The organism is Paenibacillus glycanilyticus (assembly GCF_051200795.1).
Classification (GTDB): domain Bacteria; phylum Bacillota; class Bacilli; order Paenibacillales; family Paenibacillaceae; genus Pristimantibacillus; species Pristimantibacillus glycanilyticus.
Genome location: NZ_CP195155.1, coordinates 5685893 through 5707672 on the forward strand (window position 1 = coordinate 5685893; position 21780 = coordinate 5707672).

Below are 21780 nucleotides of genomic sequence, written 5' to 3' on the forward strand. Positions count from 1 at the left end.
GTCACCTCTTAATTCTTGTAGTATTGGGTTTGTTTGATCAATGTGTCGATTTCCTGCATGCAAGGCATGCTGTCGATGTCGCCCGGCTCCAGGCTATCCAAGCGGGAGATCTCCAGCATGAGCTGATCCAGCTTTAACAAGATTTCCTCGTTAGTGCCGAGCGATTGCTTAGTGAAGGAAAGATATTCGCCGTACACGTTTTTTCTGGCTTGCAATAGCTCCGGCGATAATGGCGACGGCTTCCGCCCCGAAACGCTTTCGAATTCCGATGCGTCGAACGTATGCAGCCGATTGAGAATGCTCCTGACGTTCAGATAGAACAGCTTCTCCACCTCGTAGATGACGGAGGAAAACTTCTTATAGCTTAGTTCCGAGGGATCGAATCGCTGTTTCAAGACCTCGAGCAGCGTGTTTCTTTTCTTCTGCATGCGTTCCAGCTGACGTAAAGCCAAGCCGATATCCTCTTCTAAAACCTTAATGCGCCGGAAGCGAGATAATGCCTCGATATAATCGTCATGCGTCTTCATCTCCTTCACCGGCAGAGCTGCCTTGGCTTTAAATAGGAAGGAATAACACCCATAGGTCAGCGTGATGGCGCTGGCGACGAGAAAAGTCACGCCGATTGCCGAGGAGAGCGCGTTGCCGCCAATCTCGATTCCAATAAATCCGCGGGAGAAAACGACAATATTCAACGCTACGACACCAAGTGTCAAACCAAGCAGTTTTATGTATCTGGTCACGCTTAATCGAGCACCCCTTTGCCAAAATCTCGTCTCACTATCATTGTACAACACTGTTAAATCTTGGTGCTAGAATTTTATGGCTAAGAGATTAATTCCTAGAAAAACCGTACATCGTTTTAAATACTGACAAAAGCAGGCATTATCGGGCATATACGCGCGTGAGGCAGCTCACGTTTCCGTTTTCAAGAAAAATCGCAAATAGGCGCTGGAAAATAGAACCTGCTATGCAGAAAAACCACCTCGGCGGGTGGTTTGGAAATCCTTAATACGACAATGATTTGATAAGCAGTGACATAGCAAGTACGATTACGACAATTCCCCCTGCTTTTGACGAAAAGTAATAAAAATCGCTGGGCTCTTGGCTATTCGTCCATATCCACTTAAGGGAAATCAGGAACAAGAAATTCTGAAACCACTCATACTTAAAGAGGCACCAGCCGTATACCATCAACACGAGCGCTCCAATAAAAGCAATGAGGTTTCCCCGTTCCGGCTGATACTCCGGATAGGCGGCCAACATAATCCAAGAGGGCCAATAACGTTCATCGTTCTCCCCCAAAATTCTTTTATTGCCTTCATAGGCGGCTATCATTATCGAAGGCTCTCCGCGTTCATCATAAGTCATTAAAGAACCATCCTGGTCCACGATTGTGTAATAGTGCCCATCGGCATATTCCACCTTATATTCGGTCGATTCAGGCCCTTGCGATCTAATCACTCTAAATATTTCCTCTTCGATATATACCTCCCGGACAGGGTCCTTAATGACAACTTTAATGTCTGGACCATAGGAGGACTTGTAGGTGATGAAATTTGCTTCATTACTGGTTGTTTTATATGCGATTCCATCCACTTTTAGGACATTCTCGAAAAAATACCATCTGGCGAACAAGGCGATGGCTGCGCTTGCGGCAATTATGCCAATGATTGTGAAGCAGGCTTTTAAGCGAAACCCTTTGGGCTGCATAACCGGGTTCATTTAAGGTCCCCTTTCCTTGGACGAGCTTAACAGCAATTCAATAATCCATATATATCAATAAAATGCAATATTTATATACGCTTCATTTTCCGCTTTTGTTGCACTGTCCTGCTCTCTAGCAGAATCTCAATACTGGAGAATATAAGAAAAACCCAGGCACGATATGGTTCAGACTCAAGGCTACTTAAATGAACGGCTTATTACCGCAACACTCCGGACAACAATTGCATTTCGCCGCTTCATGCGTTACTATTTTTATATCGACAAATATGCAGGTCTAAATAAGGAGGATAACACGTCATGTGTCCCCGTACCAAAGAACAAAATGAGCAGATACGTTTACAGCGCAGAGAACAGATTCTGGACGTCGCCGCTCGCTCCTACTTCCGCACGGGCGGCAGCTTTGATATTCGGGACGTCGCCCGCGAGGCGGGGCTTGGTTACGGCACCGTATACCATTATTATCCCAACCGGCATTTGTTAATAGAAGATGTGTTAGAAAGCGGCTTCGAGCGATGCGAGCAAGTAACAGCAGAGTGGAAAAACAACAGCGGCAGCTCCCGGGATGACCGCCAGTTATTGGCGTATTGCATAGCACTGCTTCGGCTGTGGCAGTCGGACGCCCGCGCCTATCTCGTCTATAAAATGGCGTCGGAACATTATGCTGGCTTGCCTGAAAAAGATCGGCAGCACGCCAAAAGAAATTTTATGGAACGGCTGTACGTTCCACTCCAATCAATCGCCCAATGCGAAGACGACAGCGTTGACCATATGCTCGCCGTGCTGGTCGGTTGCTGCGGGATGCACTACTATTCGGGCAATTCCGACCTGGACGTTGATCGAATCGCCCTACTCGCTATGCAAGCTATTACGAAGGAGTCCTGATACGAACATGGTCATTTTAAAAAGCATGCATGAAATCGAGTCTATCCGCAAGGCATGCCAAGTGGTGGCTGAGTGCCATCGTACAATTGCCCCGCTTATCAAACCGGGTATTACCACCAACGAGATTGAGCGCATATTCGAGGAAATTATGCGGAAGCACGGCGCAAGGCCCTACCAAAAAGGCTATAAAGGCTATCCGTACGCGACCTGTGCCTCCGCGAACGATGTGATCGCGCATGGCTTCCCTAGCAATAAACCGCTTGAGGAAGGCGATATTGTCACGATCGACACGGTCGCTGAGCTCGATGGCTGGCTCGGCGATTCGGCCTGGAGTTATGCGGTCGGACAGATCTCCCCGACAGCCGAGAAGCTGATGCGTGTCACGAAGGAATGCCTTGACCTGGGCATCGAGCAGGCGCTGCCAGGCAATCGGCTCGGCGACGTGACGAGCGTGATTCAGCGGCATGCGGAGTCACACGGTTTCGGCGTCGTGCGCGACCTACTCGCCCATGGTATCGGCCGTAACCTGCACGAGGAGCCAACTTATATGCATGTCGGCAAGCCCGGAAAAGGCCCCCGTATCAAGGAAGGCATGGTGTTCACGATTGAGCCCATGATCACCGAAGGCACCTACTTGATGACAATCGATTCCGACGGATGGACCGCTCGAACGTTGGATCATAAGCTAGCCGCTCAATATGAGCATACTATTGCCATTACGGCCGAAGGTCCGCAAATTTTGACTGCGCAATAGAAAACAAAAAAAGCCGCGATTTACGCGGCACTAAATGAGATTAAGAGTTCATTATGAGCTCTTTACGTATTATATATATTTTCGCATTCCTTCACGGTAGGTTGATAGAAGCAATGCTTCTTCCAGCGTCCTACGAGCGGCTGATCGTACCAGGTATCCGGGCATGGTCCGGGATTCTCGAACGATCCCGGACGGAAATACCATAGGGAGAATTCTCCCGGCCAATTCCGCTCCCCGTTCACTGCCCGTTGCGCCAGACGGCGTTCCCTGTCCCTCGCACCCTGATAGTACAAACTATGCTGCAATGCTTCAAATGCATGAGGCTGCTCAATCATTTGGGGAATTGTCCGGATATTTTTAAAATCGGAGCAATTTCCTCTTATACGGTTAATGCCGACATTTCCAACAAGCAGCATGCCCATTTCGCCTTCGGTCTCAGCTTCAGCGCGGAGTAACCTTGCCAACATATCGATATCGCGACTCCTGGCTTTTACAACTGCCATTGACTCACCTCTTTAGCTTTCTAGACTCATCATATTATAGGCAAAGCGGAAGTGTTACTCGGACCAAAGAAGAGCGCGATGATAAAAAATCAGACTGCATGATTTGCAGTCTGATTTTTTGTGAGCAATAGTTACGAGTGAGACTAAAAGATGCTGAATCCAAGACAATTTATAGCTGGCTACTGTTTTTATAGATACTATTGAGATCCAGATCCTTTATCTACAGTTTGCCAATGAAGGATTACCTTTGAACACGATCTGCTGCCATTTTGTTGTTTTGAACTAATGTTCTCCGTTAGTTCAACGAGCAGTTCGCTGTTTTTCATCTCATTCCAAATATTCGATTAATTTTTTCCCTGTCATAATCTAAAATCCAATCATTAAATTCGTTATACAATTTTATTAATTCTTCCGTATGGACTGCAACTATGTCTAGTCCACGGTCATCGTACATATGAAACACGATATTCTTCTTAGGGTGAATGAAGTAAATTCGGTCCGAAATATAATTTCCTATGCTCGGAAAATCAGCATAGCCAATGGCTTCCAATATGCCTTTGTAATCTACTTTCTTTACGTGACATAACAAACTATAACTTTTAGAATATCCCCATAACTGGTTAGTATCTTCATCGTAGTCTGGTTTTTCTTCGAAACAAATAACCTGTTTTGCGATTTCCGTGTCCACATATCTTGCGAATACATTAACCCCGTCGGGATTAATGATCTCATAGGGTGGCTGTGTCTCAAATGTTCCCCTAACAATATACAATTCGTCAATTTCCGAAAATACTGACTCAAATAAAGTCTCAGAACGTTTTTTAACTGTTTCAAAATACGAGGGGTCCTCTACTCCCCTATATGGGATACCCAACTCAAAGCGAATTCCTATATCTGAGTTATAAAATAGTGGGGGTTCTAATGATATTCCGTGTAAATTTGATCGCATATAATCCTGAAAATCTGTGTTCATTTCATCACCTTTATCATTAATTGTTCCACTATCGTTCCCCGTTAGCTCAATACCCTAGTGCTTTAAACAGGTAGTTTTAATCCTAGTGTTTGAGCGAATTCTTTTAACATCTCATAATAATTAGGATTATCTATTTTTATATTCCAAGCAATGATTAATGCCTCTTGAGATTTATATTTGTTGCCAATGGTACAGTAAAGCGGAATTAAATCAAATTGTGAAACACGAGGGCCCTCTTCTACAACAATCTGTTTCTCAATTTCATTAATTACATCGTCCGAATTATTTAAATTATCTAGATAAGGGAATACAAGTGTGACTAAATTATCTATTATGTTTTGAGCCATAGAGTAAATATCGGTACTTTCTATAATGTTATAATCGGGATGTCGAAATCCATTTTCCAATAGATGCCTTAGATCGCCTGCAATGATAGGTCTGTAACTTTGGTAGGAGAACCAATTATTTGGCTGATTACGATTTAAAATTATGAAGTACGGTTTAGAAAATATAGCTATGTCTAATGTAAAGCTGTAGTAATCAGGCAAATTCCAGCTTGATGGTGCAAAATGAACAATTTGAACAATCTCTCTAGATTCTTTAACAAAGGTAGCATTTTTTTTCTTGAAACCTCTCTCTTTAAAAAGAGGGGCTATTTCAGTTACCATTTTTTTAAACATCTCTTTTGGTATCGTTTTTCTCACCTCTGTTAATTGAATAAGCAACCTCATCAGATGAGCTTTAGCATTCAACTATCGTTCTTCTTTAGCTTAATGCCTTAATTAATCTCTAATCCCAAAAATTAAAAATAACTTCCCCGACTGTTTTAGGTTTCCAATGAAAGATTTGGTTTAGTTCCGCCTTATTTAGGCTGTTTTCGTTTAGCACGGTATGAGTTCTTTCATCGAGTATTAATCGTTGATTAAGCACAACTACAGGCAATACCCTAAACCCAGTGTTAAAGGCATCCACATCATTAAAAAGGGAGTCAACAGCAAATTTAATATCGAAGTATTGAACTGAAGAAGCAAATGCAACGAAGGGATAGGAACTGTTTAACAAGATGAAAGTGCTTGTGCTCTTGTTTTCCCAGCCAAGTTCTGCTTTATAAAAGTTCTGTGATACATGTGGTTCTTCAAAGGATAAAAACTTCCCATTAGAGTAGTTTGCCAACGTGTAACAGAGCCTTTTGAATTGTAACGAATCAACCTTTGTTCTATCATCGACAGGGAAGCCGGATATACCGTCCAAAAGCAACATTTTCATCACCTACCTCTCATTTTGTCTTCCACCTTACAGATGCTTAATTTCTACATATATTGGAACTATCCTGCTGCCCGTTTACGTAATAAAGCTGCCGATCACACGCAGGCAGCTTCAAAAGTTTTGGGTATTCAACTATCGTTCCCCGATAGTTTAACGAACTATTGATGCATCAGTCTTGTGGATTCCCCACTCCTCATCAAGTTCAAACTCACCATCTGTTCCTCGAATGTAGGCTGTGCCTGGAGGTGAATCCAAGAGAGGAATTATTTCGGGATCGTAATTACATATCGTATTTACTTGGTAAACACCGTGATTATCAGAATTATCCATATAATCTTGATCTTCATCCCCAGCCATAAAACGCCATCCACTGTCAGGCCGCCCGTCTTGGTAAGGCTCTTCTCTATACATGAAGCCGATCTTACAACCATCAACCGTTATTCTGTCTGTTGCAATGCAGCCCTCTTGGGAATCGATCAACCTTACAATCTGATCAGGCGAAAGTGAGTATTTCTTCTCGGGCATATTAATTAAATCTCCTTAGATAACTATGTGATAATGCTACTAAACCACATTCAACTATCGTTCCCAGTTACTTCAATGAAGTTAATTATTTGACTTCTTCTTACTGAGATGAATTCTCAAGACCAAATGTACAATACCAAGAAGCAGAATTAACGTGAGCAAAGATTTGTTTTGAGGCATTATTTGTTTTCATTAATTATCGGTCCAGCAATAGTTAGAAGGGTATCGTCATCAAAATTATTAAAGTCCATCGTTATTGAACCTTTCGTTGTGTTATAGATTAGCAGTGTATGTTCACCAACTTTAGACCTCTCAACGAGTTCAGTGCCTATTGTAATCATTCCATTGTCTAGCTCTTCGGGTAGATTGCTATGTGTGATTAAAATAGATGTGTCGCCTGGATAAGGTCCGTATAAAATTTTTCTTTCACTGTTTCCTTTTTCATCATCCGAAAGCTTCTCTAGTTTTCCTTTGTTTTTGGTGTATGCGATAACAACCTTCTGATTGTCACCGATAAATTTACCCTGTTCATCCTTTGGTGGGAAAACATGTTGAACGGAACTAATTTCATATCCATCAATTGTAGGTATTTTAAAAGAGGATGCTATTTGATCTACGTTCTTTTGCGCTTCAGCTAATTCATCCTTCGAACTATTTTTTTGACATCCTGAAATTAATAATACGATCGCTAAAAAGAATATGAATCCAAATTTCTTCATAAATATCGCCCCTCATTTTAGATTTTACATTTAAGGAAAGTCCAGTGCATAAACTATATATTCATTAAATCCATGTCATCCCCTTTATATATTCCTTATTTTGGGATCAGTGTTCATTAAGTATATACGTAATGAAGCTCTATTTGTTGCGCAGCCCGTTACTTCAATGGGAAACGGCAGCCGATCATCTGGCCGGCTGCCGTCGTGTTTAATTGAACTATAGTTCCTCGTTAGCGTAATCAACGGAGGTCATTTTCTTACTCAATTTTGCCTTTTGAATTACATCAATAATAAATGGATGTTTGGCATTGGTATAGGCAACCCTGTCATGATGATTCTTTTCTGCAAATTCTTTTTTTAATTGATTGTACTGCTTAAGCACATCTGGATGGGTTCTTAAATAATCCCTAAATAAAATATTGTTATTCCACTCTTCGCTTCCATGAACGTAAATATGTAAATGATGCGTTCCTGCTCTCCATTCTCCTCTTCTGAAGAACCTTCTGTTAGGGAATTCTTTATGATAAACATGTTCATACCCTATCTTTGCTAGGGGTTCAATAAACTCTTCAACTTCTTTTAAATCGTTTACTCCGACCATGAAGTCGATAATCGGTTTTGCCCCTAGACCCTGAACAGAAGTACTGCCAATATGTTCAATCGCAATTGCTTTATCAGTCATAATCTCCTTTATTTTGCTTTGCTCCCCTTGGTATTTAAATGGCCATTCATCTTTATATTCTTCAATCTTCACCGTTTCCATATTTCCCCTCCCTCTATCTGAGCATCCATTATTTTATCACAGATAATTGAAGTAATCTGCCCTTTCAAAAAAACAGCAGCCAATACATTCTGCCGCTGTTGTGTTGATTTAAACTATAGATGTCCCGGTTATTTAATTAAATTCTGAAATGCTTGTAGGAGGAACACTTTAAATATCAATATTAATAGTACAGCAATTATCCCAATAAAGAATCCAATAAATGAAACAACTACAAGTTTAAATTTGTTCATGATTCATACTCCACTTCATGATAATGCTTTTTTTCTACAAATTTACCATGAATGAAGTACCATCCCAATACAACAATTTGTTCCAGTAACCTGCCCTTTAGTTGAGAAACGTCAGCAGCCGGTCAGTATTGACCGACTGCTGAACTGCTTATGTTGAGCTATCGTTCCTCATTACCTGAATGACCTGAGTCTAAAATTTGAATGAGTTGTTTCAAATCATCACCACTGATAGTTGCAACTTTAAACTGTATATAGTCCGCGATGACTGCCGAAGGACTATCTTCATTAATCCATAATTCAAAATTTGTAATTCTTAATACTTCTCCCTTGCGTTCTAACCAAAATTGGTAATTTGAATCATTAGCATCCCCCATCTTCCCATACTCCCATTTAAGTCCACCAGTGATTTTGTTTAGTTTATTAATTTGGTCGCTATCGCTGACTATAGAGAACTCGACAGGTCTCTCTGTCATATTAGCAACCCTTATCCACTCGGAAATACTATCGTCTTTTGAGCACGCACCCAAAATAAGTAAAATAGCTAACACAAATACAACTTTAATTCTCTTCATATTTCCTCCCCCCCATAATCCCTAACTACAATAGACACTCACTAGAGTACCACAATTATCCTGCACGTTAGTTGAGAAAAGCAGTCGGTCATAGTGACCGACTGCTACCCTCCTGGAGCTAACGTGTCCCGTTAGTGCAACCCCTTAAGAATTATCAATATCTATCTCAAACCAGTCAGGATGCTCACCTCTTGTTATAACACCATCCATAGGGAACACCATATCTATAAATTCCCCTGTATATGCATCAAGATCAACTGCAACGCCATCAATATTAATGGTCCAGGTTCTATCTCTAGTTAATTGATTCCAGAATGTATCTTCATTTAACCAACTACTTTCAGCACCGTTATTCGTGTTATATGTTAAATCCATGTTACGGTTTACTGCATCAAGGTACATTATTGCTTTGGATAGGGCTTGATTTTCCGGAAGAAGAGGCTTTTGAATTTGATACAATCCAATAACCAGAGTAACCATTATAAGCAACAAGATAATCAAAACCCCAATTTTCTTACCGACACGCACTACATTCCCCCCTCATGTTAGTTATCACTTTGTATTGAAACTATAGTTCCTCGATAGCATCTGTCGCGGCTTGTTCATCACTTCATAATACCACATATTGGAACTATCCTCCCTCTATGGAGAATTACTATTCTCTTAAATTCTCATGTTTCCTTAGATTTTGTACGTTTTTCTTTCATACCAGACAATCATTAGATGGAACAAGGTTGTAGAATATGTAAAATATGGGGCGGGGAAAGTGCAAAAATATATCTACTCAGACCACTCATTTAAAAAAGTGGACATTCTGGAGATATATGGTTGCACCTTTGGATCTCCACTTAGGCTCATGGCGGTCAACCCTCCCATGTCTCACAGAGTCTTCGCTCCCACATTCCTTCATTCAACCTGTCCATGAGGTGGAGGTCGGATATGCTGCCCGACAGGATCTTCGTCCGTATGATAGTTCTGTTCCGACTCATCCGTGCTTCAATTGTCTGTATTCCGTATGAATGTTCTACTAAGAAAGCATAGAATCTAAGCTGCTAACGACAATGCTGTAAACTGGGGGATATCCTGTAACATCGTTTCTTCACTAAACCAATGCCCCTTTTTCAGGACACCAAAGAGAACTCGAATTAGCTTGTTGCATAACGCAATGAGCGACTGCATCTTTTTCAAGGGATTATTTGGTCGTTTCGTATAATACTGATGCAATGCCTTAAACGCTCGGTTCTTAGCCACCAGTGGCATCATGACGCGAAATAGCAACGCTCGTAGTCGCTTACGACCTCGCTTCGTAATCTTCGTTTGTCCCTTGTGTTTACCGGACGTGTTTTCTTTTAGATTCAAGCCGGCGAGCTTAATGATTTGTTTCGGATGCCGGTAATACGTAATGTCACCAACTTCAGCGAGAAAACCGGCTATACTATCCCGGCCAATGCCTTTTATGTCCAGTAATTGCTTCACATGGGGGATTTGCTCCAAGAGCTCATCCAGCCTTGCCTCAAGCTCTTCAAACTTACTCTCAAGCAACTCGTACTGCGTTAACAACAGTTGAAGCTCTAGTTTTGCTAGTGCGGTCCCTTCTCGTATACCAACAGAACGGCTTGCCGCTGCTTTCAGACTTCTCATACGCTCGATGCCCAGACCTCGCTTGGCAACCTTTCTGAGGTGACTCAGCAGCGCTTCTTCAGACTCAGAAACCAGCTCATGGGGCAACAAACAAAGACTGAGCATTTGGCGTGCTGACTTGCATTCCCAGTCCTTAAATACCGTGAGAAACTCTGGAAAATACCGATCCAACCAGTTATGAACGCGGCCTTGCACCACGCGCAGGTCAGTCGACAGATGATCGCGAATTTTCATCGCTTCCCTTAGTTCGGCATAGATGCCCTGGGGAAGGTTGGGTACAGCATATCTCCCGTCTTTGACGAGCTGTGCGATGACTTTAGCATCTTTTATGTCATTCTTGGTTGGTGAATTGTCATCCAATTCTTTGCTTTTCTTCACATGGAGCGGATTAACCACAGCGCACGTAACATGCTGTTCTCTTAAAAAATGGGCCAGGTTCAGCCAGTAGTGGCCGGTTGGTTCCATGCCAACGATGACATCCTGGAACCCTTGCTCCGTCGCAAGCTTTCTGAACCAGTTAACGAACATTTCGAAGCCTTCACGGTCGTTCTCAAACGCAATTGATTTCCCGAACTCGACTCCGCGGTAGTCTTGTGCTCGAGCAACGTGTTTGAATTTAGCAATGTCTACACCGACAATTAAGGTAGAAGAAGTAATTTGATTAATGCGTTCATTTTGAGTAGAATTCATCTTGTAGTCTCCTTGGTTTGTATTTGGATCCGGTCGCTGGCGAGCATCTGGGACCCTCATACATCATACCAAGGAGTCTTTTTGTTTCTCAAACCTCGTATTTCTCCATAATAGGAATGCTGCCCGTTAGCTTAATGATGTTTACGGCAGTCTAAATCTTTATCAGGGTTTGTAAATGGCTTTATGAACGAAAAAACGAGCCTTAGAAGCGATTCTAGAGGCTCATTTTCTTTGATTTTAATTGTCTATCTTGTAAATTTTCTTATTTTTACCTGTGAATTGTCTTGTTTTATCTTGTAAACTGTCTAATCTATAACCTTTACTCACTCACATTTTTTATACCTATTTATAGCTATACTTTATACGCCTTCATAGCCTTCCTTAACTCTTTCCAGCTCGGACGTTTACCGTAGAGCAGAACGCCGGTACGGTAAATCTTCGCGGACAGCCAGCCCGCCGCGTAAATGCTTACGAGCAGGATCGCGATGGAGACAATAACCTGCCAGATTGGCGGATTGGCGAGCCCGACGCGAAGCAGCATGACGAACGGCGAGAAGAACGGGATAAACGAAGTGACTTTTACAAGCATCGTATCCGGACTGGAAATGCTGAACGTGGTAATGTAGAAGCCAGCCAGCGACAGCATGGTAATGGGCATAACGGCTTGACCCAGATCCTCGGTACGGCTGACGATGGAACCAACCGCCGCGAACAAAGTCGCGTACAACAGGAAGCCCATTACATAGAACAGCAAGCCATAAACCAGCAGCAGCGGATCCACCTTCGAAAGATCAATATTATATTGCATGAACGCCGAGTTGTTATGCGGCAGGTTGATGTTGATAATGACAACAACCAAGTATGCTACCATTTGCGTTAGGCTTACCACAAACATGCCGAAAATTTTGCCAAACATTTGTTTTAGCGGCGATACGCTAGTAACGATAATCTCCATGACGCGCGAGCTTTTCTCCGCCGTAATTTCCGAGGCAATCATCTGGCCGGAAACCATAATACCGAAGAACAAGAGCAGCAATAGAAGGGTTACAAAGCCCATATCCACGCCTTGCTGAGACTCGGTCTTGCCATTGCCCGCTCCGCCTGCACCGTCGCTTGCCGCGATCTGCATCGTATTAATAACAACTGGATTTAGCAGCATAGATTTTTGCTGATCCGTCAATCCGCTGTCTTTCAGGACAATGTCGGTTTTTACGATTTGAATGCCCTGCTCCAGCGCCTGCGACGTTTTCTCGTCCATCAGCTTCTCGGATTTATAAGTTACGGTAGGCAGCCCCGTCTCGTTGACGGGACCAAATAGCAGATAGCCTTTAATTTTCTTATCCGCGACGGCGGCTTTTAACGTCTTCTCGTTCTGCTCCGTGGAGCCCGTATCCGGATACTCGATGAGCTTGATTGCCGGCTTGTCTTGACCGGCGTACGTTTGGCGCAGCTGCTCCGCGATTTTGGTGCCTTCAACTGCACGCGCATCAATGGCATAACCAATGTTAGCTGGTTTATCGCTGTTTTTATCAAACAAAGATATAATATAAGGCAGGTTTGAACCAATACATAAGATGACGACAAAGATCAACGTCGTAATGAGAAAGGATTTACCCTTGAACTTGTTCTTCATCGTGAAGCCTGCTACCGTCCAGAAACTATTCATGCAGATCACCGCCTACCACTTTAATAAAGATTTCGTTTAATGTCGGCTCCATAATCTCGAACTTGTGAATGGTCGTCTGCTCTAGGGCATGGCGCAAAATATTCGACGCCGAGCTCTCCTCCGCAATGCCAACCACGTAGCCGTATTCATGCTTCTGCACACCGGTTACCCCGCTTAGCCCTTCAAGGCCGGTGACTTCTCCTTCCGTGCGAAGAACAACCTTCTCCCGCGGGTAACGTTTCTTGATGTCTCTTAAGCTGCCTTGCAGAACAGGATTCGAACGATGAAGAATCGTAATGTTGCGGCATAACTCCTCGACATGCTCCATCCGGTGCGTAGAGAACAGCATTGTAGTTCCGGAATCCCGCAATTCCTTAACCGTAGACTTCAACAGCTCCACGTTAACCGGGTCAAGACCGCTGAAAGCTTCGTCCAAAATAACGATACGCGGACGATGTATAACCGAAGCGATAAACTGGATTTTCTGCTGATTGCCTTTGGACAGCTCCTCGATTCTTTTGCCGTAATATTCGGGAACCTCGAACCGGTCCAGCCAACGCTTCAGGTTGGCATCCGCGTCCTTCTTGTCCATCCCGCGCAGCTGCGCCAGATAAATCAGCTGATCGCTTACCTTAACGCGCGGATACAATCCGCGTTCTTCCGGCAAGTAGCCCAGCATGCTGAGCTGCTCCTGCGTATAAAGCTGGCCGTTGTACAAAATCCTGCCCTCATCCGGATAGATCAGTCCCAGCACCATCCGCATCGTTGTTGTTTTGCCGGCACCGTTGGCTCCAAGCAATCCGTAAATTTCCCCTTGTTCCACCTCAAAGCTGATTCCGTTAACCGCCTTCTTCTCCCCGTACTGCTTATGCACTTGATCTACTATTAATGGCTTCATGTATTATTCCTCCTAAAAAGAATGATCACCCAAACGGCTAGATTTAGCAGTTCGTGATGATTCTTGCTTCGAAAGCATTCCTCAAACTATGCCCGGAGCCGTGTCCGTTCCTGCTCAACCAATATGGCCAAAATGTCATCCAGCTGCAAAGCCTGCCGGTGCGTAATCGTAATATTTTCCTGACCGCACCAGTCTTCGGCATCCGGAGCCATCCGCGTAATAACGCGGAGCATACCGCCGCCAGTATCCTCAATTCCGCATTGGCCCGGCATAGCTTGAACCCGCTTGCGGTTAACCTGCTCCCCATGCACGTAGAAGGCATGCCAGCTTCCGAACAGCTCATCCTTCTCGTATACGCCTAGCACGCGCCCATGTATCATAAATACGATATAATCGGCGAGACGCTTCACTTCTTCAACGATATGGGACGCCATCAGAATCGTCCGGTCGCCAGGCTCCATGTAACGGTGAAGGACATCAATCATCGTCCGCCAAGCCAGCGGGTCAAGTCCCGACGAAGGCTCATCCAAGAGAAGCAGCTCCGGGTGATGCGACAGAATTAATGCGAATTCGTATTTGCGCCGCATCCCTTTGGACATTTTGCCAAGCTTGATGCCGTCATCGACTTCAAATAGCCGAAGCAGCTCCTGATAACGGTTCACATCCCATTCGGGATACCATTTCTTCACGAATTCCGTCTTGGCAGAAGCCTTCAGTCTATTATCATGCGGGGAGAACAACTCCGGCAAAAAACCGACTCTGCTCTTCGTCTGCCAGTCTTCATCCTCGGAAATGTTTTTACCCAGAAGCTTGATATCCCCTTTTTGAGGCTTAATCAAATCCAGAATGAGCTTAAAGGTTGAGCTTTTACCGGAGCCGTTAGGCCCTACGATGGCCGTCACGTAACCCTTTGGCACCTCGAGCTGAATGGGTCCCAGTTGAAAATGCGTCCGTTGCAGCTCAACTTCCTTCAAACTTATTGCATTTTCGTTCATCTTCTACCCTCCAAACTTTCGATCCAGCACTTCCTGGAACAGCTTCGTCAGCTCTTCCCGCGTGCATTGTACAAGCTTGCCGGCTTCAACGGCCGCCTCGAGCGCTTCCGTAACCGCGTCCAGACGGTACCGGTCCATCGCATTCTGCTCAATCCGGGCTACATACGTTCCGGTTCCTTGCTTCGTCCGGAGCAGCCCTTCATTCTCCAAATCCTGATAAACCCGACGCACAGTAATCACACTGCATTTGAGCAGTTGCGCCAGCTCCCGGATGGAGGGCAATAACGTTCCTTCTTCCAGCTGCCCGCTTACGATTAGCGCTCTTAGCTGTACTTCAATCTGATAATAGAGCGGTTCCGCGCTTTGTTCGTTAATATGAATTGGCAGCCACACAGTCTCACCTTCTTCCAAATCAGGAGCTTACCGTAGTCTTTTTTGTATAATGGCGGCTCTTAAGCCGCTTTTTGATAATCATATAGCCCAAGTACATCGTAATGACGCACACGAGGAATGCGGCAGCGGTATACCACCATTGTCCCTTCTCTAGTCCGTCCAGCAATCCAAGCACGATACCGGCATTGAAAAAACCAAGCACCGCGCAAATTGCCGCATAGATAACAACGCTGATATAGCAGAACATCGCGTAGGCCTTTCCGGTATGACCGATTTCAAAGTACACGTACAAGACAGCCATCGATAGGGCGTAAAAATACCAGAATAAAGCGTACAACAGATAAGCTCCGACAGATAAATGGTCATGCAGGCGGTCAACCAGTATATATTGGGTCGTGAAAAATAACGTCAGTACCAAGGCCAGCACCATAACCAGCTGAAGCATTCTTCCGATTACAAGGTGGGAGAGCGGAATCGGCAGCGTCCGCCATTCGGCCAGCTTGCCGGTGAAGGTATCCTCCCGCCAGAAGCGCATCGTCGTCTTATTCATTACGAATGCCAAGCTTGGAAATGTAACGATAAAGATCATATCGAGCACCCAAGACATGATTCTTTCCGTATCGTTGTAGACCGCAATTGTTATCAAAGCCAGATACAGACTAAATAAAAAAGTAAATAAAATTCCAACCCAATCCCGCGTAAGCTCATGCTTAGCAATATGCCAGGCTCCTTGCCGTAAGTTCAAAAGCCCCTCTCCTTCCGAAGCACAGTCATCATACTGTGTATATCCTTATACACAGTATATACACAGCGATGCTATAGAGTCAACATATTTTACCATTTTGACAAAAAAAGAGAGTGTGTCTCATGAACTGAGACACACTCTCTAGCTTTTCAGGAATACAATTCTACCAGCCAAAAATCGCATCAATAACCGGCTTGGTATGGCCTCCCGGATACATCATATAAAGAAGGATATACACGGCAACGCCTGTAATCGCCGTGAAGAACCAGATGACCGAAGTTACTTTTCCCCACTTCCTGTGCTTCGCGTATTTCTCCCTGAAGCCCAGTACAAGTGTTGTTATGCCAAATACGGCTGCTACCGTTGCAAGAACGATATGGAACAACAAGAAGGTTAAGTAATAAGGCTTTAAGCTATCCGGTCCCCCCCATTCCGTATTACCGACAAGTACGGTCCGGGATGAATAGATGATGAAGAAGATGAGAGCTGCAATAGCCGCGGCAATCATCACTTTCTTATGTTGATCGAGCCTCCGCTTAATAGCCAGATTCCAGCCGATCGCGACCAGAATCGCGCTTATGACGATAAAGCTCGTACTGATCGTAGGAAAAATTGTGTACTTGTCCAATGCTATCCCACCTAAAAAGAATTATCCGCTCTATTATACCGTGCCTTTGTTCATGTTGGACAGATCAATTGGCGCTTCATTTGTCGCATTTGTTACATCGTCATCCTTATGCTCGCGTTTGAACCAGTGGAAGAAGATATAAGCCAGAATGACGCCGTACATGAACTCTTGCAGCAGCTTCATGACGATACCGCCAAGCTGCTGATCCTCCTCCGGGCTTCCCAGAAGGTTGAAGAACTGTGGTCCATCAAACAGCGTAAGCAGCTGGGAAGGATCGCTTACGCAATACCCCATCGCTTTCACCCAAGTATCGGGATTGCTATATACCGCATACATCGGCGTGCTCGCGAAAATAATAAAAGCACAAGCCGGCGTCAGGAGTACGCCGTTGGCAAATACATAGGCCATCTTCTTCAGATCGGTAAGGCGATTCCATTCCGGTACCGGATTCGCGATCTGTGCCCACATCAACATGGCCGCAACAAGCAGGATAAAATAAACAAGCCGGTGCAGCCAGAAATGCGTCATCACATAATCGTTTAGAAGCGGTACATGATAGAGCGAGAACAACATGTTAAACGTTAAAATCGCCGCAATCGGATGCGTCATAAAGCGTAGCTTCTTCCAGCCTTGGGCAGCGAGCATTCTCTGCCAGATAAAAGGTGGTACCGAGAGCAGCAGCATTGGCGGCACAATCAAATAAGAGACGGACATGTCTATCATATGGAACGTAAACATCATGTGGCCAAGCAAGCTGAACGGGCCTCCCTGCACGAGGTAGAACATGACCGCTGCGCTCACGAACATGATTTTCTGCCAGACTGTCGCCTTATCCGCGTGCGGTGCATGCTTCTCCCGCCATGGTCCAATCAGATAGAAGTAGAGAATCACAACGGCGATCATGAAGAACAAAAACCATGGGGTCCACAACTCTTCAAAGCTGAAATACTGTAAGCCAAGCATCGATGGCAGCTCCTTTCAAATATCTGCAAAAAAGGAGGGCCCGTAACTGTATTGGGGACCCTCCTCTTTTCAATTATGCAATAACGTTACCACCAAGCCCAATATTCCGCCATGATGACACACGTGAATACGACGAATACGCCAAACAGGATACCGATAATCGCGAACGTATGGCCGCGATCCTTCATATGCATCCAGAACGCCATCTGTACAAATACTTGCAAGATTGCGCAGCCGATAAGAATGATGTAGATGAAGTCGGTGTTAATCTCACCGCCGGCGACAGCCGCGAAAGCGATCAATGTCAGCAGGATCGAGAAGATAAAGGCAACGATGTGTTTCTTAGGTCCTTCAACCTTATGACGAACCGGACGTTGTTCCTCCGTGGTATGATTGCTTGCCATGGATTAGCCCACCTTTCCCATCAGGTAAACGACGGTGAAGATAAATACCCAGACAACGTCGATGAAGTGCCAGTAGATGCCGGCAACGTATGCTTTAGGAGCAGTTGTAACCGTCAGGCCTTTCTTCAGCAATTGTCCGATCAGAAGCGAGATCCACACGATACCAAACGCTACGTGAGCGCCGTGGAAGCCAACCAATGTATAGAACGAGGAGCTGAATGCACTCGTTGTAAATCCATGTCCTTCATGAACGTAATTCGTGAACTCGTAAATCTCCAAGCCAAGGAAGCCAAGACCCAGAATAACCGTAATGACCAGCCACCAGATCATTGCTTTTACCTTTTGCAGGTGAAGAGCTTGAGTTGCGAATACGCTCGTAAGCGAGGAGGTCAGGAGCAAGCCGGTTGCAAGCGCAACGAGCGGAAGCTCGAACAGCTCTTGCGATTTGGGACCGTCAAGCACTTGATCGCGGAGAGCAAGGAACGCCGAGAAGAGCGTTCCGAACAATACCGTTTCCGCGCCAAGGAATAACCAGAAACCAAGAATCTTATTGCGACCCTCGAGGGTTGCTTTTTCAGGCTCATGAGGCAATTGGCCTTCAGTATGGGAATGTGCACTCATGCTTTAACCCCCTTATCTTGCAGTTCTTCCGGTTCGATATGGAAGCCGTGATCATCGATCAGGGAACGGATAATCATACATGCAAATGTAATGATCAGACCGATACCGCCTACAACGAATCCTGCTTCAATACCTGCGATTTTACCCCATTCGCCATGCGAGTACATAAGACCAAGACCTGTAATAAACAAGCCGATCGCCATAAACAATGGCAGAATAGACGGGGATGGCATATGGATCGAACCGATCGGTTCAGCCGGTGTCATTTCTTTATGACCATCCATTTTTTCTTTCCAGTATGCATCATAACCGCGTACAAGCGGAGTTTGCTTGAAGTTGTATTCCGGAGCCGGCGAAGGAATCGTCCACTCCAGCGTACGGCCGTCTTCCCAAGGATCGTTTGCTGCGTTTTTCGGCTTGAACGCCGTAACGACAACATTCAGAAGGAAGAAGATCGTACCCAGACCCATCAGCATTGCGCCGATTGTACTGACCAAGTTCAGTTCATTGAAGCCCAGACCGTCCAGATAAGTCCAGATCCGGCGCGGCATACCCATCAGACCAAGGAAATGCTGTACGAAGAATGTCAGATGGAAGCCGATAAAGAATGTCCAGAACGTCAGCTTTGCCAGACCTTCGTTAAGCATGCGGCCGAACATCTTAGGCCACCAGTAATGAAGACCAGCAAAGAGACCCAATACAAGACCGCCAACGATAACGTAGTGGAAATGCGCTACGACGAAGTAGGAGTCGTGGTACTGGAAGTCGGCAGGAGCCGCTGCCAGCATGACACCGGTTACACCGCCCATTACGAACGTTGGGATAAAACCTACGGCAAACAGGTTTGCTGCATTGAATTTAATCGAACCGCCCCACAACGTGAACAGCCAGTTAAAGATCTTGATACCTGTCGGAACCGCGATCAGCATCGTTGCAATGGAGAACAAACCGTTCGCAACCGGTCCAAGACCTGTCGTGAACATGTGATGCGCCCATACCATGAAGCCCAAGAAACCGATCAGGATTGTAGCAAAGACCATCGAGCTGTATCCGAACAACCGTTTACGCGAGAACGTGCTGACAACTTCGGAGATAACACCGAATGCCGGCAGGATCAGGATATAAACCTCAGGATGCCCGAAGATCCAGAAAATATGCTCCCAGAGAACGGCATTACCGCCGCCGGAAGGATCAAAGAAGTTTGCGTCGAATATGCGGTCGAACATGAGGGCCGCAAGGCCAACTGTCAGTGCAGGGAATGCGAACAGGATCAGCGCCGAAGTAATGAATACGGACCAAGTAAACATCGGCATGCGCATGAAGGTCATTCCCGGAGCGCGCATATTAATAATCGTTACCAAGAAGTTAATACCGCCGACCAGCGTACCGATACCCGCAATCTGCAAGCCTAGCACGTAATAGTCAAAACCGTGGTCGCCGTTAAATGTAGTGCCCGAAAGCGGTGCGTAAGCCGTCCAGCCGCCGTCCGGTGCAGCGCCAGTAAACCAGCTGACATTCAGCAGGACTGCGCCAAAGAAGAAAGTCCAGAAGCCAATTGCGTTTACGAATGGGTACGCAACGTCGCGCGCGCCAATCTGCAGCGGTACAATCGCGTTCATCAATGCGAAGATGACTGGCATCGCTGCAAGGAAGATCATTGTAGTACCGTGCATCGTAAGCAGCTCGTTATATGTATCCGCGCTAACGAAATCGTTAAGCGGTTTCCACAGCTGAATCCGAATGAGAAGTGCTTCCAACCCGCCGACCAGGAAGAAAAAACCGCCGGCGATTAAATACAATATACCGATTTTTTTGTGGTCAACCGTTGTCAGCCAGTCCATCAGGCCGGAATAACGTTTAACCGCATGTCCATGAGCCAAGGTAGGTACCTCCTTTAATCACCGATGATTATTGTTGATAGTCGAGAGTCAATTCCGATAAATATTTAGAAATTCCGTCAAGCTCTTGTTGAGTAAGATCAACCTTAGGCATCAGCGTGCCAGGTTTTACAGCCGACGGATCTTCAATCCAGCGATGCAGGTTGTCGTAAGTCGAACCTTCGTTGGAATATTTCGGATCATCAGTGTTAACGAGAATACCACCGACAGTCTCACGGCTGCCGATACCAGTCAGGTTAGGGAATGCCGGACCGCCTTGATCGCCTACGGCGTGGCAAGTCAGACACTTGCTGACAAATGCTTCTTTAATAGCTGGGTCGCTTGGAAGCGCAACCGGAGCTTGCAAAGCAGCAGTCCAACGGTCAAACGAAGCCTCGTCCACCGATTTTACTTTAAAGTCCATTAAGCCGTGCGAAGGTCCGCAAAGCTCGGCGCATTTACCTAAGTAAACGCCTTCTTTTGGAGCCGAGAAGTACATGATGTTTACGTTAGCTCCAGGGTTAGCATCGATTTTACCGGCAAGAGACGGAATCCAGAACGAGTGAAGAACGTCTGCTGATTTCGCTTCGATGGAGATCGTCTTGCCTTTAGGAATTACCAATTCCTGTGCAGTCTTAATTCCGAGTTCAGGATACTCGAATTCCCACCAATATTGGTGAGCGGTTACAACAACCTTAACCGCCTCCGGATCTTTTGTGTGATCCTTTGAGAGGTTAAATACCGATTGGATGGTTGGTACGCCCAGGATGATCAGCAGGATAATCGGAATGACCGTCCAGATAATCTCCAGCTTATGGTTACCTTCCACTTGTTTCGGAATGGTGTTGTCGCCGGGACGTCTGCGGAAACGAATAATTACATAGAAAGAAATCGCAAACACGACCACAATCACGATGAGCATGATTGAAATCGCCAGCTTCATCAGTCCGAACTGCTCTTCCGCTACAGGACCTTGGGGCCTCAGCGTGGACAAGTCACTTCGTCCGCATGCCGACAGCACGAGCACCATCAAGGCCAGAAGCGGTGCAAGCTTTCTAAAAAACTGCCACCGATTCATCAATAATCAACCCCACTTTTGACGTTTTCGCAGATGCTAACATCTTAGTAATAATGCGGCAAACTGCGTGTTTCACAGATGTTATGACAACTACTGGAACTAAATCACTTAATTAAATATAAAGTTGCTGTACTTATTTGTCAATGTTCCACAGAGAGTTCACAAATTGTTCTCAAAGCTGTCAAAAACTCAGGTTTTTCACGGTTTCGCGGCTTTGACAAAGTGATTAAAAACATGCTATCAAACAC

General features: G+C 45.1%; 25 protein-coding genes. 2 read left to right on the forward strand and 23 right to left on the reverse strand.

Annotated elements, in window-relative coordinates; all coding sequences use genetic code 11:
- Positions 1 to 8 precede the first annotated feature (8 nt).
- Together ACR9FF_RS25545 and ACR9FF_RS25550 are read right to left on the reverse strand one after the other, a co-directional pair.
- Positions 9 to 740: a hypothetical protein gene (locus ACR9FF_RS25545; RefSeq protein WP_435166197.1), complete on the reverse strand. Its 732-nt coding sequence runs from the start codon at positions 738 to 740 to the stop codon at positions 9 to 11.
- Positions 741 to 1005: 265 nt separating this feature from the next.
- The gene (locus ACR9FF_RS25550) at positions 1006 to 1722 is read right to left on the reverse strand and encodes a DUF6199 family natural product biosynthesis protein (protein WP_435166200.1); all 717 of its coding nucleotides are present in this window, start codon (positions 1720 to 1722) and stop codon (positions 1006 to 1008) included.
- 300 nt (positions 1723 to 2022) lie between these two features.
- On the opposite strand from ACR9FF_RS25550, the gene ACR9FF_RS25555 reads away from it, so the two are divergent.
- A complete protein-coding gene (locus tag ACR9FF_RS25555; protein WP_435166203.1) occupies positions 2023 to 2607 on the forward strand; it encodes a TetR/AcrR family transcriptional regulator in 585 nt (194 codons plus the stop codon).
- Between the two features lie 7 nt (positions 2608 to 2614).
- The gene (gene map / locus ACR9FF_RS25560) at positions 2615 to 3361 is read left to right on the forward strand and encodes a type I methionyl aminopeptidase (RefSeq protein ID WP_435166206.1); all 747 of its coding nucleotides are present in this window, start codon (positions 2615 to 2617) and stop codon (positions 3359 to 3361) included.
- 62 nt (positions 3362 to 3423) lie between these two features.
- Here map and ACR9FF_RS25565 read toward each other — a convergent pair whose 3' ends face one another.
- From ACR9FF_RS25565 to coxB, 21 genes are all read right to left on the reverse strand, one after another.
- On the reverse strand, positions 3424 to 3864 hold the full coding sequence (locus ACR9FF_RS25565; RefSeq protein WP_127495350.1) for a cell wall hydrolase: 441 nt from the start codon (positions 3862 to 3864) through the stop codon (positions 3424 to 3426).
- A gap of 322 nt (positions 3865 to 4186) precedes the next feature.
- Positions 4187 to 4837, reverse strand: a complete 651-nt coding sequence (locus tag ACR9FF_RS25570) for a DUF3885 domain-containing protein (protein WP_435166209.1) — start codon at positions 4835 to 4837, stop codon at positions 4187 to 4189.
- Positions 4838 to 4899: 62 nt separating this feature from the next.
- Complete coding sequence (locus ACR9FF_RS25575; RefSeq protein ID WP_435166212.1) at positions 4900 to 5589, reverse strand: DUF4304 domain-containing protein; 690 nt, start codon at positions 5587 to 5589, stop codon at positions 4900 to 4902.
- Between the two features lie 37 nt (positions 5590 to 5626).
- Entirely contained in the window at positions 5627 to 6103 is a 477-nt protein-coding gene (locus tag ACR9FF_RS25580) for a hypothetical protein (protein WP_435166215.1), read from the reverse strand.
- Positions 6104 to 6253: 150 nt separating this feature from the next.
- Entirely contained in the window at positions 6254 to 6628 is a 375-nt protein-coding gene (locus ACR9FF_RS25585) for a DUF2185 domain-containing protein (RefSeq protein ID WP_435166218.1), read from the reverse strand.
- A gap of 179 nt (positions 6629 to 6807) precedes the next feature.
- Positions 6808 to 7347 (reverse strand): hypothetical protein, encoded by a 540-nt coding sequence (locus tag ACR9FF_RS25590; RefSeq protein ID WP_435166220.1) that lies wholly within the window; start codon positions 7345 to 7347, stop codon positions 6808 to 6810.
- Between the two features lie 217 nt (positions 7348 to 7564).
- On the reverse strand, positions 7565 to 8110 hold the full coding sequence (locus ACR9FF_RS25595; RefSeq protein ID WP_435166223.1) for a GrpB family protein: 546 nt from the start codon (positions 8108 to 8110) through the stop codon (positions 7565 to 7567).
- 409 nt (positions 8111 to 8519) lie between these two features.
- Positions 8520 to 8933, reverse strand: a complete 414-nt coding sequence (locus tag ACR9FF_RS25600) for a hypothetical protein (protein WP_435166225.1) — start codon at positions 8931 to 8933, stop codon at positions 8520 to 8522.
- A gap of 144 nt (positions 8934 to 9077) precedes the next feature.
- Positions 9078 to 9461: a hypothetical protein gene (locus ACR9FF_RS25605; protein WP_435166228.1), complete on the reverse strand. Its 384-nt coding sequence runs from the start codon at positions 9459 to 9461 to the stop codon at positions 9078 to 9080.
- 516 nt (positions 9462 to 9977) lie between these two features.
- Positions 9978 to 11264 carry an IS110 family transposase gene (locus tag ACR9FF_RS25610; RefSeq protein WP_435166230.1) on the reverse strand — a complete coding sequence of 429 codons (1287 nt, stop codon included), beginning with the start codon at positions 11262 to 11264 and terminating at the stop codon, positions 9978 to 9980.
- A 352-nt stretch (positions 11265 to 11616) separates the two neighbouring features.
- Positions 11617 to 12930 carry an ABC transporter permease gene (locus tag ACR9FF_RS25615; RefSeq protein ID WP_201008376.1) on the reverse strand — a complete coding sequence of 438 codons (1314 nt, stop codon included), beginning with the start codon at positions 12928 to 12930 and terminating at the stop codon, positions 11617 to 11619.
- A complete protein-coding gene (locus ACR9FF_RS25620; protein WP_435166232.1) occupies positions 12923 to 13828 on the reverse strand; it encodes an ABC transporter ATP-binding protein in 906 nt (301 codons plus the stop codon). The genes ACR9FF_RS25615 and ACR9FF_RS25620 overlap by 8 nt, the downstream gene beginning before the upstream one ends.
- Before the next feature lie 86 nt (positions 13829 to 13914).
- Positions 13915 to 14823, reverse strand: a complete 909-nt coding sequence (locus tag ACR9FF_RS25625) for an ABC transporter ATP-binding protein (RefSeq protein ID WP_435166235.1) — start codon at positions 14821 to 14823, stop codon at positions 13915 to 13917.
- Positions 14824 to 14826: 3 nt separating this feature from the next.
- On the reverse strand, positions 14827 to 15216 hold the full coding sequence (locus ACR9FF_RS25630; RefSeq protein WP_248757888.1) for a GntR family transcriptional regulator: 390 nt from the start codon (positions 15214 to 15216) through the stop codon (positions 14827 to 14829).
- A gap of 19 nt (positions 15217 to 15235) precedes the next feature.
- Entirely contained in the window at positions 15236 to 15961 is a 726-nt protein-coding gene (locus tag ACR9FF_RS25635; RefSeq protein WP_435166238.1) for a hypothetical protein, read from the reverse strand.
- 163 nt (positions 15962 to 16124) lie between these two features.
- Positions 16125 to 16589 carry a DUF420 domain-containing protein gene (locus ACR9FF_RS25640; protein WP_015846848.1) on the reverse strand — a complete coding sequence of 155 codons (465 nt, stop codon included), beginning with the start codon at positions 16587 to 16589 and terminating at the stop codon, positions 16125 to 16127.
- Between the two features lie 33 nt (positions 16590 to 16622).
- Positions 16623 to 17552: a cytochrome c oxidase assembly factor CtaG gene (gene ctaG / locus ACR9FF_RS25645; RefSeq protein WP_435166241.1), complete on the reverse strand. Its 930-nt coding sequence runs from the start codon at positions 17550 to 17552 to the stop codon at positions 16623 to 16625.
- Between the two features lie 86 nt (positions 17553 to 17638).
- Positions 17639 to 17956 carry a cytochrome C oxidase subunit IV family protein gene (locus tag ACR9FF_RS25650; protein WP_015846850.1) on the reverse strand — a complete coding sequence of 106 codons (318 nt, stop codon included), beginning with the start codon at positions 17954 to 17956 and terminating at the stop codon, positions 17639 to 17641.
- 3 nt (positions 17957 to 17959) lie between these two features.
- Positions 17960 to 18577: a cytochrome (ubi)quinol oxidase subunit III gene (locus ACR9FF_RS25655; protein ID WP_201008371.1), complete on the reverse strand. Its 618-nt coding sequence runs from the start codon at positions 18575 to 18577 to the stop codon at positions 17960 to 17962.
- A complete protein-coding gene (gene ctaD / locus ACR9FF_RS25660) occupies positions 18574 to 20418 on the reverse strand; it encodes a cytochrome c oxidase subunit I (protein WP_435172213.1) in 1845 nt (614 codons plus the stop codon). Before ctaD ends, ACR9FF_RS25655 begins: the two co-directional genes overlap by 4 nt.
- A gap of 67 nt (positions 20419 to 20485) precedes the next feature.
- The gene (gene coxB / locus ACR9FF_RS25665) at positions 20486 to 21532 is read right to left on the reverse strand and encodes a cytochrome c oxidase subunit II (protein ID WP_015846853.1); all 1047 of its coding nucleotides are present in this window, start codon (positions 21530 to 21532) and stop codon (positions 20486 to 20488) included.
- Positions 21533 to 21780 lie beyond the last annotated feature (248 nt).

Excerpts from the sequence above, each read along its gene's own strand:
- ACR9FF_RS25550 (WP_435166200.1), bottom strand. The coding sequence starts at position 1,722 with ATGAACCCGGTTATGCAGCCCAAAGGGTTTCGCTTAAAAGCCTGCTTC.
- ACR9FF_RS25555 (WP_435166203.1), top strand. The coding sequence starts at position 2,023 with ATGTGTCCCCGTACCAAAGAACAAAATGAGCAGATACGTTTACAGCGC.
- map (WP_435166206.1), top strand. The coding sequence starts at position 2,615 with ATGGTCATTTTAAAAAGCATGCATGAAATCGAGTCTATCCGCAAGGCA.
- ACR9FF_RS25565 (WP_127495350.1), bottom strand. The coding sequence starts at position 3,864 with ATGGCAGTTGTAAAAGCCAGGAGTCGCGATATCGATATGTTGGCAAGG.
- ACR9FF_RS25570 (WP_435166209.1), bottom strand. The coding sequence starts at position 4,837 with ATGAACACAGATTTTCAGGATTATATGCGATCAAATTTACACGGAATA.
- ACR9FF_RS25580 (WP_435166215.1), bottom strand. The coding sequence starts at position 6,103 with ATGAAAATGTTGCTTTTGGACGGTATATCCGGCTTCCCTGTCGATGAT.
- ACR9FF_RS25585 (WP_435166218.1), bottom strand. The coding sequence starts at position 6,628 with ATGCCCGAGAAGAAATACTCACTTTCGCCTGATCAGATTGTAAGGTTG.
- ACR9FF_RS25590 (WP_435166220.1), bottom strand. The coding sequence starts at position 7,347 with ATGAAGAAATTTGGATTCATATTCTTTTTAGCGATCGTATTATTAATT.
- ACR9FF_RS25595 (WP_435166223.1), bottom strand. The coding sequence starts at position 8,110 with ATGGAAACGGTGAAGATTGAAGAATATAAAGATGAATGGCCATTTAAA.
- ACR9FF_RS25600 (WP_435166225.1), bottom strand. The coding sequence starts at position 8,933 with ATGAAGAGAATTAAAGTTGTATTTGTGTTAGCTATTTTACTTATTTTG.
- ACR9FF_RS25610 (WP_435166230.1), bottom strand. The coding sequence starts at position 11,264 with ATGAATTCTACTCAAAATGAACGCATTAATCAAATTACTTCTTCTACC.
- ACR9FF_RS25615 (WP_201008376.1), bottom strand. The coding sequence starts at position 12,930 with ATGAATAGTTTCTGGACGGTAGCAGGCTTCACGATGAAGAACAAGTTC.
- ACR9FF_RS25620 (WP_435166232.1), bottom strand. The coding sequence starts at position 13,828 with ATGAAGCCATTAATAGTAGATCAAGTGCATAAGCAGTACGGGGAGAAG.
- ACR9FF_RS25625 (WP_435166235.1), bottom strand. The coding sequence starts at position 14,823 with ATGAACGAAAATGCAATAAGTTTGAAGGAAGTTGAGCTGCAACGGACG.
- ctaG (WP_435166241.1), bottom strand. The coding sequence starts at position 17,552 with ATGCTTGGCTTACAGTATTTCAGCTTTGAAGAGTTGTGGACCCCATGG.
- ACR9FF_RS25650 (WP_015846850.1), bottom strand. The coding sequence starts at position 17,956 with ATGGCAAGCAATCATACCACGGAGGAACAACGTCCGGTTCGTCATAAG.
- ACR9FF_RS25655 (WP_201008371.1), bottom strand. The coding sequence starts at position 18,577 with ATGAGTGCACATTCCCATACTGAAGGCCAATTGCCTCATGAGCCTGAA.
- ctaD (WP_435172213.1), bottom strand. The coding sequence starts at position 20,418 with ATGGACTGGCTGACAACGGTTGACCACAAAAAAATCGGTATATTGTAT.
- coxB (WP_015846853.1), bottom strand. The coding sequence starts at position 21,532 with ATGAATCGGTGGCAGTTTTTTAGAAAGCTTGCACCGCTTCTGGCCTTG.